Annotated in this window: 14 protein-coding genes and 3 pseudogenes; 5 read left to right on the top strand and 12 right to left on the bottom strand. The window is 39.9% G+C overall.

What is annotated here, in order from left to right; translation table 11 throughout:
- Nucleotides 1–61: 61 nt before the first annotated feature.
- A pseudogene (locus JCM19038_RS15440) lies at nt 62–969 on the bottom strand (DMT family transporter).
- Between the two features lie 131 nt (nt 970–1100).
- Between JCM19038_RS15440 and JCM19038_RS15445 the strand changes: the two are divergent.
- Complete coding sequence (locus JCM19038_RS15445; RefSeq protein WP_042419744.1) at nt 1101–1763, top strand: GntR family transcriptional regulator; 663 nt, start codon at nt 1101–1103, stop codon at nt 1761–1763.
- Nucleotides 1764–1882: 119 nt separating this feature from the next.
- Here JCM19038_RS15445 and JCM19038_RS15450 read toward each other — a convergent pair whose 3' ends face one another.
- The 7 genes and pseudogenes from JCM19038_RS15450 to JCM19038_RS15475 all read right to left on the bottom strand — a co-directional run bounded on the left by JCM19038_RS15450 (nt 1883) and on the right by JCM19038_RS15475 (nt 8300).
- On the bottom strand, nt 1883–3238 hold the full coding sequence (locus JCM19038_RS15450; protein WP_042419747.1) for a tripartite tricarboxylate transporter permease: 1356 nt from the start codon (nt 3236–3238) through the stop codon (nt 1883–1885).
- Between the two features lie 12 nt (nt 3239–3250).
- Nucleotides 3251–3484: a hypothetical protein gene (locus JCM19038_RS15455; RefSeq protein WP_042419750.1), complete on the bottom strand. Its 234-nt coding sequence runs from the start codon at nt 3482–3484 to the stop codon at nt 3251–3253.
- Nucleotides 3477–3632 carry a hypothetical protein gene (locus tag JCM19038_RS23890; RefSeq protein ID WP_238554455.1) on the bottom strand — a complete coding sequence of 52 codons (156 nt, stop codon included), beginning with the start codon at nt 3630–3632 and terminating at the stop codon, nt 3477–3479. Before JCM19038_RS23890 ends, JCM19038_RS15455 begins: the two co-directional genes overlap by 8 nt.
- Nucleotides 3629–4767: pseudogene (locus tag JCM19038_RS15460) on the bottom strand (hydroxymethylglutaryl-CoA reductase, degradative). The gene JCM19038_RS23890 and the pseudogene JCM19038_RS15460 overlap by 4 nt, the downstream one beginning before the upstream one ends.
- 117 nt (nt 4768–4884) lie before the next feature.
- Complete coding sequence (locus tag JCM19038_RS15465; protein WP_052361791.1) at nt 4885–6243, bottom strand: sigma-54-dependent Fis family transcriptional regulator; 1359 nt, start codon at nt 6241–6243, stop codon at nt 4885–4887.
- Between the two features lie 304 nt (nt 6244–6547).
- Nucleotides 6548–6955, bottom strand: a complete 408-nt coding sequence (locus JCM19038_RS15470; protein ID WP_042419754.1) for a thioesterase family protein — start codon at nt 6953–6955, stop codon at nt 6548–6550.
- 81 nt (nt 6956–7036) lie between these two features.
- Nucleotides 7037–8300: pseudogene (locus tag JCM19038_RS15475) on the bottom strand (MFS transporter).
- A gap of 162 nt (nt 8301–8462) precedes the next feature.
- On the opposite strand from JCM19038_RS15475, the gene JCM19038_RS15480 reads away from it, so the two are divergent.
- Nucleotides 8463–9362 (top strand): LysR family transcriptional regulator, encoded by a 900-nt coding sequence (locus tag JCM19038_RS15480; protein ID WP_042419757.1) that lies wholly within the window; start codon nt 8463–8465, stop codon nt 9360–9362.
- Between the two features lie 30 nt (nt 9363–9392).
- On the opposite strand, the gene JCM19038_RS15485 is transcribed toward JCM19038_RS15480, so the two are convergent.
- Together JCM19038_RS15485 and JCM19038_RS15490 are read right to left on the bottom strand one after the other, a co-directional pair.
- Complete coding sequence (locus JCM19038_RS15485; RefSeq protein ID WP_042419762.1) at nt 9393–9662, bottom strand: hypothetical protein; 270 nt, start codon at nt 9660–9662, stop codon at nt 9393–9395.
- A 4-nt stretch (nt 9663–9666) separates the two neighbouring features.
- Complete coding sequence (locus JCM19038_RS15490) at nt 9667–11019, bottom strand: sigma-54-dependent Fis family transcriptional regulator (protein WP_238554457.1); 1353 nt, start codon at nt 11017–11019, stop codon at nt 9667–9669.
- Between the two features lie 185 nt (nt 11020–11204).
- Between JCM19038_RS15490 and JCM19038_RS15495 the strand changes: the two genes are divergently transcribed.
- Genes JCM19038_RS15495 through JCM19038_RS15505 form a run of 3 tightly spaced genes read left to right on the top strand, consistent with a single transcriptional unit; the run spans nt 11205 to nt 14157 of the window.
- Nucleotides 11205–12527: an acyclic terpene utilization AtuA family protein gene (locus JCM19038_RS15495; RefSeq protein WP_042419767.1), complete on the top strand. Its 1323-nt coding sequence runs from the start codon at nt 11205–11207 to the stop codon at nt 12525–12527.
- A complete protein-coding gene (locus JCM19038_RS15500; protein ID WP_238554458.1) occupies nt 12511–12819 on the top strand; it encodes a hypothetical protein in 309 nt (102 codons plus the stop codon). Before JCM19038_RS15495 ends, JCM19038_RS15500 begins: the two co-directional genes overlap by 17 nt.
- Nucleotides 12820–12861: 42 nt before the next feature.
- A complete protein-coding gene (locus tag JCM19038_RS15505; RefSeq protein WP_042419769.1) occupies nt 12862–14157 on the top strand; it encodes a CitMHS family transporter in 1296 nt (431 codons plus the stop codon).
- A 99-nt stretch (nt 14158–14256) separates the two neighbouring features.
- Here the strand turns inward: JCM19038_RS15505 and JCM19038_RS15510 are convergent, their stop codons facing one another.
- Nucleotides 14257–14961: a M15 family metallopeptidase gene (locus JCM19038_RS15510; protein WP_052361793.1), complete on the bottom strand. Its 705-nt coding sequence runs from the start codon at nt 14959–14961 to the stop codon at nt 14257–14259.
- Nucleotides 14958–15113, bottom strand: coding sequence for a hypothetical protein (locus tag JCM19038_RS22950; RefSeq protein ID WP_193745151.1), 156 nt, complete (start codon nt 15111–15113; stop codon nt 14958–14960). The genes JCM19038_RS15510 and JCM19038_RS22950 overlap by 4 nt, the downstream gene beginning before the upstream one ends.
- Nucleotides 15114–15121: the final 8 nt, after the last annotated feature.

Consider the following 15121-nt stretch of genomic DNA (forward strand, 5'->3'; position numbering starts at 1 on the left):
GCAAGACAATGACCTTACTGGTAGAATTTCTCTTCTATCATATATACTCCTATTTTATTCATTACGTTTCGTTATTTAATGTTTTTAGTTGCTCTTCCAACACGTCGTCTGTTCGACTTTGATTTCGCAAGAACATATAAATGCCTACAATAATAAGAATACCACCGCTTAATTCCACGAGCGTTAGCATCTCTCCAAGAACAACAATCGCAAGTAACGAAGCCCCAATCGGTTCTCCGAGTGTACTCATGGAAACCGTTGTCGTACTTACATAATTAAGCAACATGTTGTAGATAATGTGTGCTCCAGTCGGAAAAATCGCCAGTAAAATGAAGATTAGCCAATCGTGGGTTGAATAGCCCGTCAAAGGCACACTGCTAATTACATTAAGAACAGCCATCGTTACGCCAGCAATAAAGAACACGATAAAGCTGTACACCCAATGATTAATTGTTTTTACATTGCGCTGACCAATAAGCAAATAGAAGACGACCGCGAATACAGACAGTAACGAAAGGGCGTTTCCTAACAATGCACCTTGCCCTAAGCCTACGTTACCACCACCAACAATGACGACCCCTATAAACGCAATGCTAAGGGTTAGTACAGTGCTTAATTTTATCTTCTCTTTGAAAAAGATTAGTCCCCCGATTAACGCAATCGCTGGTTGGAGAGCTAAGATGAGCGTTGAGCTTGCCACCGTCGTATGGTTCAACGATTCAAACCATAGGCAAAGTGAGCAGACAAAAAGAATCCCGCAAAAAATAGCGCAAGCCATTCTTTTCTTGTTATCCTAAAGATAGATTGATGATGTTTCATCAAAAATGGCAATAAAATGAGACATCCTAAAAACATTCGATACATGACCATAATCGTTGATGGCGCATCCGACAGTTTCACGAAAATGGCGGATAAGGAAATGCAGACAATCGTAATGACGAGTAATCCATTAATTGTGCTCGCTCTCATAAAACCCACCTCCAACGGGGACAGTCCCCCATCGCGTTAATACATTACCATGCCGGGGGACTGTCCCCGCGAGCTGGTAATCTTAATTGATATATTACATATCAATAATCCTAAAGTAAACAGGTGATTTCATGAACTTTAGCAATAAAAAAATTAACAGTCGTTCCATGCGTGATCACGCGTATCACATTATTAAAGATGCAATTATATCAGGAGATCTTGAGCCACAAAGAAAACTTAAAGATGCGGAACTTTCCGATGAACTTGGAATCAGTCGGACACCAGTCCGAGAAGCCATGCTGAAGTTAGAAGACGAAGGATTTATCGTGAGCAAACGAAACAGCTACACGATGGTGTCTCCAATCAACATAGAAGAAGCCAAAGACGTGTACCACATTGTCATCGCTCTTGAAAGTCTCGCCCTTTCAGATGCCATCCGTGCGAGTGCCGAGGAGGTCGCTAAATTAGAAGAAATAAACGACAACTATAAGCATGCCATCGAGAATAACGACGCAAAACAATGCTTACACTATGACATCCAGTTTCATCGCGCACTCGTTAACCTCTCTTCAAATCAAGAATTAATTAAAATGCTTGGTACGATTAAAGATAAGATCTTGCGCATTGAATCCTCTTACTTTCATGAGGCTTCATCTAAAGAACAATCGTTACATCAGCACTACGCAATCATTGATAGCATGAAGAATCAAGATTTACAACGAGGGAAGCAGTTATTAGAAGACAACTGGATGAACAGCTTGCAGCACATTCTAACGTTGAATGAAAATCAATAAAAAAAGAAAAGTAATCCTCATGTGCAACATAATGGCACATGAGGATTACTTTTTTGTTCGATTCATTGTTTACCTCTATAACGTTCTTTGCTTTTCTTCCAAACAACCTACTCTTACTTTCAACTTCCAAACACACCCATAATCCAAGGTGCAGAATACAGGATCATAAACATAACGCCATAATTGACCCCATTTCGGTGTAATAGACCAGCTACGAGTCCAATTAACAGCACTCCAAAAAGATTAACCCAGCCTGCATCCATAAATGCAAGCATGAGGACAAGTCCCATAAATAGTCCAATGAGGGCTTCATGAGGAACAAGCTTGAATACGAACGTACAGATTTGGTTTGCAAATTTCATCGCTATATAATAAGTAAAAATCATTGCAATTGCTGCTCCAATACAGGTTGCAACGATAATTTCACTCATAGTTAATTGATGGTGTATATTATTGTCTATATCAAAAACAGGTGGTGCATTAAAGAGGGCATTTCCAGGGCCGATTGCGACTGGTGATAACGGCAGTCCGATTGCAATTAAAGGAATTAATATCCCCGACATATACGTCGCACTCGTTAAACTATCCATTGTAGAAATCGCCCGAGACGCTCGCTTTACTGGATCTTTTATTCTCCTTGAGAGCAATTCCCCATAAAACACCGTCATCCCAACAGGAGAAAGAAAAAACGTCAAAGACCCTAATACGGAACCAAAAGAAGCAGAAATCGATTCTTTCCTTGTTAAAATTTTCAATGGATTAGGGAATCTTTCAGTTGTTACGACCTTTTTGAATTCAATTTCTTTATAACCATATCTCGGCATTGAATTTCTTGTGTTCTGATTTAATAATTCAAAGATGCTAAAAATGATCGGTCCAATTGTTATTCCCAAAAAGAACGAAATAAACACCGTTGTATCTTGAGCCACAATTCCTGTAGCCCAGTATAATTCTCTCAGCCCTTGGATTAGAAGGGCAAATGGAACGATAACAATAAGTGACAGCAGCTTATTCTTTGTTAATAATGCCAAAAAGACTGCTCCACTAAAAAATATAAGTCCTTCATAACTTACAATAGTATCGGCAAAAGGCATAATAAACATGGCTAGTCCGATACTAACCGGAATGGATACGATCGTTCCTATGACCGATCCCGATGCCATTTTTTTAATACTTAAATTTGATAAGCCATGTTGCTTTAAAACCATTGCTGGTTCTACCATTGGAGCTGCCATAACTCCTCCTGGAATACCCGCAACCGCTACCGGTATAGAATCGGTAAGTTTCTTTGCCGTTATGGCCGATATAAAAAAAGCTAAGATTGCATATGGGGACACACCCGCTAAGATTAAAGCTAACGTTACAGGCGCTAACACCGCCGTTTCATCTGTACCTGGAGCCACGCCTATAATTGTATAGAGAACGGCACCAAAAAGACCAGCAGCTACCATTTGCATGATTATAATTGGATCCATACAAAATGACCTCTATTCTTCATCAATTTCTTCAAGATGGCGTTTCGGCTTAATGACGATGCAAGCAATAACAAAGCCAACAAATGCACTGCCTAGACCGATCGCTAAGGGCAATGGTGGTTCATTAGGAGCAAGCATGTAACCACCTAGCGCAGGAACACTACACAGGAGGACCGCAATAACAAGATCCTTGATGTGGACATGATCTTCCCATATTTCTACTAGGTTTTTGCGTTGATTACTCATGTGCCTTCTCTCCTCTTATTGATTTCAAGTGGTGTTTAGCAACGTCCACTCTGTATTTCTCATCTTTTAATAAAAGAGAAGCAATCTTTGGAATTTCATCCCCTTTCGCTCCTGCCATGAGAGCAATGTTCTTCGCATGTAATTTCATATGGCCTTTTTGTATGCTTCAGTCGCTAATGCCTTTAACGCCGTTAAATTCTGTGCTAATCCAACACTAGCAATGACTTCTGATAGTTCTTTTGCAGAATGAATTTGCATGATTTCTAAATTTGATTTCGCTTTAGGATGAATTGCAGTTGCTCCGCCAATCGTTCCGACAGCGATTGGCACTTCAATACTTCCGACTAAATTGCCACTTGCATTCTTTTCCCATCTCGTTAATGGTGAGTAGTGCTGACTTTTACTAGCATATGCATGAGCCCTGCTTCAACAGCCCGCGTGTCATTTCCAGTCGCTAAAACAATTGGAATGATTCCATTCATAATTCCTTTGTTGTGAGTTGCTGCACGGTAAGGATCACGTTTTGCGATGTCACACGCTTGCACAATGCGATCAACAACGTCTGCACCTCCCAATTGCTCGTGTTGAACTTCACAATACACACGCACAATTCTACGATCTGCAAGGTTAGAAATAATCTTTAATCGAGCTTCGCCACTCGTTATTTCTTCAATTCTTGGAGCGATTTTTTCTGCCATCGTATTTGCAGCATTAGCCCCCATCGCATCTAATGTATCGACATGCAAATGAACAACGAGTGAAGATGGATCTTCTTGGGCACGTACCGTAATGTCATAGGCCCCTCCGCCTAGTTGTTGTAGTATTGGATCTTCCTGATTCGCTAGTCCGATTAGCTCATCCCGATGATGCAAGATTTTCACTTTAGCTGCGTAAGGATCCTGTACATGAACGATATGTATTTGAGAGAACATATAGCTCCCATCAACTTGTGCATGGAATCCTCCTAATGAACGAGCCAATTTAGCACCATGACTTGCTGCAGCAATGACTGAAGATTCCTCAGTTGCCATAGGAATTACCCGCTCTATATCGTTAATAACAAAGTTCACAGCCACTCCAAGCGGTATTTCCATAACCCCTATTGCATTTTCTACTAGTTGATCAGATAACTGGTCGTATTCGGAATTGCAGTAGAGAGACTTGGCTTCTTCATTCAACTGACTAAATGCAAAAACTGCTGCTTTACGATCCTCCATCGATTTTTCATGAAACTTAGTAAACGTGTGCTTCATGCTTAACACTCCTTCAGCTTTATCTTCCATTCCTATGTAATTGCAAAAAGCGTTCCAAAATTGAGAACGCTTTCAAAGGGTTTCTTTATATTTTTGTGTTTCGATTAGAAACACATTGCAAGTTTTTGTATGCAATCTATACAACTTCTACCGTGTACATTCTGTTAAGTTATAGTGTTTTAGCTTATGATAAAAGCTCTTTCTACTCATGTTTAGCAATGTCATTGCTTTCGTTCGATTGTTATTACTGAGTTGTAACGCTTCAACAATTGCGGCTTTTTCAATTTCATCCATTTTTAAATACAATTCAATATTTGATAACGCCGTTTGACCGTTTGTATGTAACGACGACTCAAGCATATAGCTTGGAAGATGGGACTTTGATATTCTTTCTCCATCGTTCGCCATAACAAATGCATATTCCAAAACATTGTGTAGTTCTCGTATATTGCCAGGCCAATTATAATTGATAAATAGTTGTTTAACCTCTGCAGAGAGCGTTAACTGTTTATGAGTTCGCTCACTATAATCATTGATTAGATCGTTCGTTAAATCTAGTAAATCTACTTTCCGCTTTCGAAGTGGAGGTAGATGTATGGGGATCACGTGCAATCGATAAAATAAGTCTTCACGAAATTGCTTACTTTTGACCCGTTCTATTAAATCGACATTCGTAGCAGCTATAATTCTCACATTTACTGGAATTGATTTGTCATCACCTATTCTCTGAATCTTTTGATCTTGTAGAACACGTAATAACTTCGCTTGCAATGAGAGTGGCATATCGCCTACTTCATCAAGGAATAGTGTTCCGCGATTTGCTAATTCGAATTTCCCTTTACGACCTTGACGCACAGCACCCGTGAAAGCTCCTTCTACGTAACCAAAAAACTCACTTTCAATAAGCGCCTCAGGTATACTTGCACAGTTCACTTTAATCAACGGGTGTTGATTTCTCGGGCTCAACTCATGCAAGAGATCTGCAGCCACTTCTTTCCCACTACCGCTTTCACCAGTAATTAAGACCGATGCATCTGATTGAGCCGCCCTCATCAATTTAAGATTCACTTCACGCTGTAAAGGCTCTTTTGAATCCATTTTCTGCAACAGAGAACTCGAGATTTGTTGCAGTTGACCACTTAAATAATGTGCGTAATCTTTCAGTTGATACAGTTCATCTTCAATTGCCCTCGTTGCAGTAGCATCTCTAAACACGGACATTGCACCAATTTTTTCACCCTCATCATTATAGACCGGCATTAGATTTGCTATAATTCTTACATTTGTCTGCTTAAAATTAAACGCTACATTAATCAGTTTTTTCTCAGAGTGCAGAACCTCTACGATTTTTGTATCTTTTTGGATGTCTTCTAGTTTCAGATCAATGATATTCTTCTGTTTAATTCCTAATATCTCGTAATAAGACTCATTTGCATAAATGACTCGAGAATAACAATCTATAATAATAACCCCGTCATGCATTTGATCCATAAAGGTTTTGTACACAATGTAACCTCCCTGGCATTTTAGTAAAGACAAACATTCAAGTAAAGATGATAATAAGTTTATCATATTGGCTACTCTCATTCGTCAGAAACCTCTATTGCTACGTTATTATGAAACTAAACCGTAATCACTGCTTTTTGGAAATGGCTTGGCAACACAAATCAGACACAGCAGGATGTACTGCTGTGTCTGATTTGTGTTAACTTCTAGACTTTTAACCGATGTACTCACTCTATGCAACCCTTTGAATCAATCATTCTGAATAATAATCGAACAGGTACTACCATTAACTGATTACCTTACTTCACTGTTGCACAGGTTGAAAGCTCGTACGGATAAAGTCAGGAACCGTTCCTGAGACAATTGTCACAGGATCAACGTACACATACACGATTTCAGCAGTTAACAGTGGCTCAACTTCACGATCTTTCGTAATTACAAAGCTCACAGTCATACTTTTCGTTCCGATTTTCTCCATACGACACCAGATCTCAAGACAATCATTGTACCTCGCAGATTGATGATAGTTTAACGTAGACTTCACTAACATGTAATCAAATTGAGCTGCTTCTTCCTCTGTTAATCGTTCTGCAAAATAGTCAGACACAGCAATATCAAGATACGTTAAGTAATGAGAGTTGTAGACGACTTTTTGACCATCCACTTCTGAATAACGAACCTTCAATCGATGCGAAAATTCAAAATCATTCACTTATTACCCCTCCTGCCATCCTTCTTTTTATTTTCAACGAAATTCGCTTATTTTCCTTTTTTCGCAAAAACGTGTTGTGCCTTATGCAACACACTCTTCATGATGCAAATCTTTCTGTTTACGGATCATTAATACGAATAGACTTGCTAACAAACAAAAAACACCTGAAAGGAAAAACGCATACGTATACGAATTAAATACGCTATAAATTAATCCTCCACCGTAAGCCGCAGAAGCTGCACCCGCTTGATGAAAAGCAAAAATCCACCCATAGACAATTCCAGTCTGCTTCACCCCAAATCGTTCTCTCGTTAAATTAATGGTCGGCGGAACGGTCGCAATCCAATCTAGCCCATAAAAGATTGTAAAAAGAGCAATAAGTACAACGTTTCCTTCCATCAATGCGAAAGGAAGAATGGCTAATGACACTCCTCGCAAGCTGTAATACCAGAACAATAGCCAACGGTTATCAAAACGATCAGATAACCACCCTGATAATGTCGTACCGATTAAATTAAATACACCCATAAACGAGAGGATCGACGTCGCCGTCACTAAAGGAATCCCAAAACTAAGACAATAGGAAATAAAGTGCGTACCAATTAATCCATTCGTAGAAAACCCACAGATGAAGAAACTTAACGATAATAGCCAAAATACTCTCGATTTAACTGCTAGCCTTAACCCTCGAAACGCATCTGAGATGACTGGTTTCTTACCCGCACCCATCTCTTCACCTACACGGTTGTCTGCTCCATAAGGCGGAGTCCAACATCTTCTGGCTTGTTTTTCATAAATAAAAGGATGAGCAACAACATGACGCTACAAATCCCTATCATCAAGCCCATCGCTATCCGCCATGAATAATTGCTAATGAGTACAGCGAGTAATGGCAATAAGATTAATTGACCGGTAGCAGTGCTCGCCGTTAAGATCCCAACAACAAGCCCTCTTCGCTTTTCAAACCAATAATTTGCGACAAAGGGACTGATTACGGTTAAGAATAGACTCGCCCCTAACCCAATAATCACACCCCAAATGATAATTAAGTGCCAAGCTCTGTCATAACGAGCGTAAGTATACTACCTGTTAACAACGTCAGCATAGAACCGATCATCATTCGCCTTAAACCGACACTTTCCAATAACGCTGCAATAAAAGGACCTGCAATGCCATATAAAAATAAGCTAACCCCAAACGCCAAGGCAATGGCGGAACGATCCCAACCGAAGTCACGTTGGAACGGTGTCATCAACACACCCGATGAAGCAATCGTGACACCCGCTGCAATAATTGAAAAGAACGTGATGGCTAGTATCACCCATCCGTAATGAAGGTTTCTCATAGGATACAAATCCGTTCACCCTTTTTGAGCGACAGAATCGAAGTTTTCATCATGCACCCCTCCTGTTTCAATCATACTCGCCTCTTAACCATTCGTTAAATTAAAGTTTATGATCGCTATCATCATTTTTTCTGATACTATGAAACATAAAGAGGTGAGTACATGGATATTAAGCATTTAGTTACCTTTCTAAAAGTCATAGAAACCGGGAGTTTTACTCGAGCAGCAGAACTGTTAGGATACACACAATCGAGTGTTACGGCACACATTCAAACCATCGAAGAACATTTAAACGCCCCACTCTTTGATCGATTGGGTCGTAAAATCCATTTGACCGATGCCGGAAAAGAAGCACTCCCGCATATTAAAAATGTGCTTGAACACTACAAACGCCTTGAAAGTATCGGAAGTGACAAAACCACCATTAAAGGCGAATTAAAAATTACAGCTACAGAATCCATTACCTTATATCGCCTCGAACCCATTCTTAGTGCCTTTAAGGAACAACATCCAGATGTGAAACTAACGCTAAGCAATGCAACATGTAGCATGAATAAATCTGCCGTTCTAGACGGCGATACCGATCTTGCTTTCGTTTTACTGCCTATCGTTGAAGAAGCCGACCTTATTTCACACACCTTGACACGAGAAAATATCGCCGTTGTCGGTAACCGCCGAATTTCAGATGATGTACTTCATCCTAATCAATCGCTTCAAGAAAGTATCCTGTTAAATGAAAACACCTGTAGTTACCGAAGTATTTTTGAGCAATCGTTAAAAGAACAGAACATCACACCTCTTCAATCTATGGAGTTGTGGAGTGTTGAAGCACTTAAACGTTGTGCAATCAGTGGCTTAGGCATAACTTGTTTACCAGAAATGACGGTTGAAACGGAGCTTGAAACTGGCACATTAAAAAGGATTCCCTTTCATATGGAACCTACATTGTATTCCCAGTTAATCTACAGAAAAGATAAATGGCTCTCCCCCGCAATCACGGCCTTTATTGATATTGTGTTAGAGCAACCATTCGTCCAACAAACAAAAATAAGCTTCGATTGATCAGCTCAATCGAAGCTTATTCCTATACTTCTACAATGTTATGAAAGTAGCAACTGCGGACCCTACAGCAATGAGAACAAGCAAAGTCAAAACAATCGGTTTACCAATCGAGAACTTGTTATAGATAAAGACACTTGGACAAATGATAATAAGAACTGCCAAAGCAAACCCTATACCCTCAACCATATAGAGAGTGTCATAATAATTGTTGTGAATTAAAAAATACAGTCCTGCTCCAACGAGTAATAACAACCCGTAAGAGTAGACAACCATAGTATTCATTTTTGCTTCTTGATTCATGTAATCATCCTTTATTATTTCTCTTTAATTTATTGTACAACGTCGCAACAGAGATTTCTAATTTTTGAGCTGCTCGTTGCTTACCAGAATACGAGTCTTCAAATTGTTCCAACACTTGCTCAATATACTTTTGTTCTGCAATCTGAACATAGTCAGCTAAAGATGAGTCGGTGTGAATTTGAGAAGAGGGATTAACAGTTTGCTTTTGTGTACGAACAGTTTCAGGGAGGTGGTTTACTTCGAGCTCGTGAGTTGTCATCATACTTAATGCATAATATAGAGCATTCTTCAATTCTCGAACATTCCCAGGCCAAGCATTAGAAGAGAGTGCGGTCATCGCTTCTCTGGATACAACCACTTTAAGATCATTAATTGTATAATTTTTGGAGATATGCTCAACTAGTTCAGGCAAATCTTCCTTACGATCCCTTAATGAAGGAACCTTTAAGTGAATTACACATAGTCGATAATACAGATCTTCACGAAACAGACCTTTTTGAACACGCTCATATAAGTTTTGATTAGTCGCAGCAATAATTCTCACATCAACTTCGGTTTCTTTTACTCCTCCTACTTTGCGAATCTTCCCTTCCTGTAACGCTCGAAGTAATTTCACTTGTAGCTCTAAAGGCATTTCTCCAACTTCATCAAGAAACAAGGTTCCTTCATGTGCCGCCTGAAATAACCCTGATTTCCCCATTTTGTTCGCATGAGTAAATGCCCCTGTTTCGTAACCAAATAGTTCACTTTCCATTAATTCTTTAGGAAAAGCTGCACAATTCACTGGTATAAACGCACGACTTCTGCGCTCACTCGCTTGATGTATTGCTTGTGCAAACATTTCTTTTCCTGAACCACTTTCACCAGTTAATAGTACTGGAAATGTTACATTTGAAGCTTTTTTAGCAACTTCAACTGTCCCTTTTAATCCTCCTTGATTACCTATGATATTCTCAAACGTATAATTGCTACGGTAGTTAGAGTGAAGCACTTCCTCAAGTTGCTGTATGCGTTGTTTTTGAACATTAAGTTGATCTAATAATCCAACAACTTCTTCCTTTCCTTTACATACAGACACGGCTCCAATAACTTTCCCGTCTTCAAAGATTGGTGCCATATCTACGACATACTCTCTCCCTTGTAATTTCCGATACACACCTGTACGTTTTTTTCCGTCAATTAGTGTTTGCACAAGCTGTGCATTAGGTCTGACAGTGCTAAGTGGTCGACCTAGAATCTCTTTTTGCTCAACCCCAGTTATCAGGGTATATTCAGTATTTATTTTAACGACAATTCCTTTTTCATTAATAACAAGAACGCCATCTTGAATTGATTCAATTATGTGATCTTCTAACAACATTAGACCTCCTCGATTTTAGAATAGTGTATCAACAATTATCACTTCACACCACTCCTCTAATTTCTTAGAACTTGAATCTAATAACTTAGAAATATACGGATAAACGTATATTGTTTCTGTTCTTTTACATTGGCATAGTAATTGCAAGTTAATACATTGACATTCATTGAGAGGTGAACATAATGAAATCGATTCGCATTGGAACTGGTGCTGGGTTTGCAGGAGACAGAATTGACAACGCTGTCAACTTAGCTCTACACGGAGATATTGATTACTTAATTCTAGAAGGGCTCGCAGAACGAACAACAATTCAAGCACACTTAGAGCGATTAAGTGATCCACAAAAGGGATATGGTCAGTTCCTAGAAGAACGAATGAAAACTTTATTACCTATTTGCAAGGAAAAGAACATTACCATTATTACAAACCTAGGTGCCGCTAATCCTAATCAAGCAGCAAAAATCACTGAAGAAATCGCAGAAACATTAAATCTACAAATCTCAATTTCTATCGTTACACAACCATTGCTAAGAAATGTCGTCCAGAACTACAATCCTACTCTTTGGGAAACGAATGAACCACTCTCTATGAGTCGCAATGAGTTTATTTCTGCTGATGCGTATTTAGGTGCTGAAGAGATGCTTCCAGCTCTTCATAATCGACCAGATGTTGTCATCACAGGAAGAGTCGCGGACCCGTCCCTTTTTCTAGCACCTATGATTCATGAGTTTAATTGGAAACTAGATGATTGGGACCTTCTCGGTAAAGGTACGGTAATCGGTCATTTACTAGAGTGTGGTGCTCAAGTTACCGGTGGGTACTTTGCCGACGGGGTGACGAAACAAGTCAACCAACTTGCTACAGTAGGGATGCCAATTGCGGAAATCTCTAGTAATGGCGAAGCAACGATTAGCAAAACACCTAATTCTGGAGGAGAAGTATCCATTCGCACATGCAAAGAGCAACTGCTCTATGAAGTTATGGATCCAGCTACCTATCTTACTCCCGACGTATGTGCTGACTTTAGCCAAGTCACCTTTACAGAAGTTGCAAAAGACATCATAAAAGTGGACGGTGCGACAGGAAGAAAACGCCCCGATGATTTTAAGCTAACCATTGGCATTGACCAAGGATTTATTGGAGAAGCAATGATTAATTATGTTGGTTATGCTGCCTTTGAACGGGCGAAACTTGCAAAATCCATTGTTGTTGAACGGTTATTAGCTCATGGCTTAGAAACAAATGCAATCCATACGGAATTACTTGGTGCTTATCAAACGACTCACCCATCTGAAGTTCTACTGCGTGTAGCTGTAAAGAGTCCCAATTATGACACTGTAGGTCTCGTCGGTTATGAGGTGGAGGCACTTTGGTTAAACGGTCCAGGAGGACCAGGAGGAGTTAGAAAGTCTATTAGACCGGTCTTATCTGCTTATTCAGCAACAATTCCTAGGTCATTAATTACTAATCTAAGAGAGGACGATGAACATGATACCACTTTATAAACTTGCTCATGCCAGAGCTGGGGATAAAGGTGAACATACAACAATTAGCATTTTTGCTTATGATGATCAAGATTATCCTATTTTAGTAGAACAATTAACTACGCAAGCCGTTTCAACTTTTTTCGCAGATTTACATGTTCAAGATGTTGAGCGCTATACTCTTCCAAATTTATCGTGCGTCCATTTTGTCTTGTATGGTACCCGACCAGGTGGCGTCTCGTCAGCACTAACTTTTGATGCTCATGGGAAATCGTTGTCTTGGAGAATGTTAGATTTTGAACTCAAGAACTAACCATAAAATGAAAGCGCTTTAATCAAGTTAGGGGGAAAAACTGTGCTAGCTATTTTAGGCTTTTTAACGATTGCGATTTTCTTATACGCTATTCTGTCCAAACGTTTATCCGTCATCGTTGCTTTAGTACTTATACCGATAATCTTCGGAATCATCGGTGGGTTTGGACTCGAGCTGGGAGAATTTATGTTGGAAGGATTACAATTGGTCGCTCCAACTGGTGTGATGCTTGGATTTGCAATTCTTTATTTTGGAGTTTTAAGCAATGCTGGAATGTTTGATCCGATACTTTCTCGGATCTTAAAAGTCGTGAAAGGCGATCCATTAAAAGTTGTCATTGGAACGTTACTTTTTGCAATGATTGCCCAATTAGACGGTTCTGGGGCTTCTACTTTCCTCATCGTTATCCCTGCACTGTTGCCTCTGTATGATCGATTAGGGATGAGTAGAATTGTTCTTGCAGGTATGGTCGGTCTTGGAGCAGGATTTATGAATATTATGCCTTGGGGAGGTCCAACAGCTAGGGCAGGAACTGCTATAGGGATTGACCCAGGCGAAGTATTTATTCCTTTATTGCCTTCGATGGGGGTGGGATTTTTATGGTTATTATTTGTCGCTTACTGGGTTGGGAAAAAGGAACAAAAACGATTAGGTATTCAAGACTATGAGTACGACCTACAAACAGAAATGAGCGAAGAGGAACGCGGAATGCGACGCCCAAAATTATTCATTCCAAATGTTCTTCTTACTATACTCACACTCACTACGCTCGTCATGCAGTGGCTTCCCTTACCGATTGTATTTATCGTTGCTTTTGTAATTGCTTTGATGCTGAATTATCCAAAACCGGATCAACAGATGGATCAAATTCAGCTACAAGCCAGGGGAGCTATTCCAGTGCTAGCAATTATTTTTGCAGCTGGTATATTTACTGGTATTCTTACCGGCACAGGAATGATTGACGCCATGGCACTAGCTTTAGTTAGCACAGTTCCAGAAGGCATTGGTGGTTCGATGCCTGCTTTAGTTGCCTTAATCAGCGTTCCGCTTAGTCTAGTCTTCAATCCAGATGCTTACTACTTTGGGGTAATGCCCATTTTAGCTCAATCTGCTGAAATGTATGGCGTACCCGCTATTGAAATTGCACAAGCATCAGTACTCGGCCAAATGACTGTCGGCTTTCCTTTAAGTCCACTAACCGCTTCTACATTTTTACTAATCGGATTGGCAAAAGTAGAGCTAGCAGACCACCAAAGATTTATGTTTAAATGGGCCTTTCTTACAACCATTGTAATGGCCATCTTTGCAATCCTAACTGGAGTTATTTCTGCTTGGTAAACAAGTGGTTAGAAACAGCATTCCTGCATTTACTTTTGGAATGCTGTTTCTACACTTGCGTAATCTTTAGAGCTCTTAACTATCACTCTTATAGAAGCTTTAAAGCTCAACCACCACCACAACGCCATCTTTGTTCGTGCCTGATATCTCGTAAGGTTGCTCGTTTGGAATGACAACACGATCGAGGTGTTCTTTTGGGTAATAGTTAATGGCATAAGCTTCGTTCGAGTCGAGTTCTACGACTAACGACTTTTCTTCTTCGAGAAATTCAATATATTCTTCAAGTACGAGATCGTTCTCTTGCATAATCACACTGTGAGGGACTCCGACATAGCGCAAATGCCAAGGCTCATATTGAATGCCTGTGATCTCTTCTTTTCCTTTAGGATAACGGATGACAAATCCATACTTCCAACTATGTTCCTCCACCCATCTCCCTTCCGTAGAAGATTCAATCGGTCCCTCCATATTACTAATATCGAGCGCTAACCCCGTGTTGTGTTCACTAAACCCTGGGGGCAGTGCATAATCAGATCCTCTCTCATCATAAAGCCTTGCTTGTGCCTCGTTGTCCCGGTAGCCACTCGTTAACAGAAACTGCTGAACACCATCTTCGTTTGCATCTTTCACCATCTGGTTAAACGCCTCTGCAATCGGAAGTGGCAATTGAATCTTTTCATTCAACAACGAATAAAAAGTCGTTACTTGTTGTTGTTCAAACAACGTTACGAGGTCACCTTCGATTGTGAAAGCATCAGTCATCGGATATTCTTGATTAACTAAGACGAGACTTCCTTGATTCACTCGTCTGGATCAATCGTAATTTCACGTCCATCAAACTCATGGGACGCTGTACGGACGTTCACGTCTGCATGGTCTGTTATTGCTTGAAATAAAATCATGCTTACAATAAATGTAATAACTAAAAAAAAGCCATATAAAACCCACGTTCTCATGTTCAAAA

It is taken from the genome of Geomicrobium sp. JCM 19038, from assembly GCF_000698125.1.
Lineage (GTDB): Bacteria > Bacillota > Bacilli > Bacillales > Marinococcaceae > Geomicrobium_A.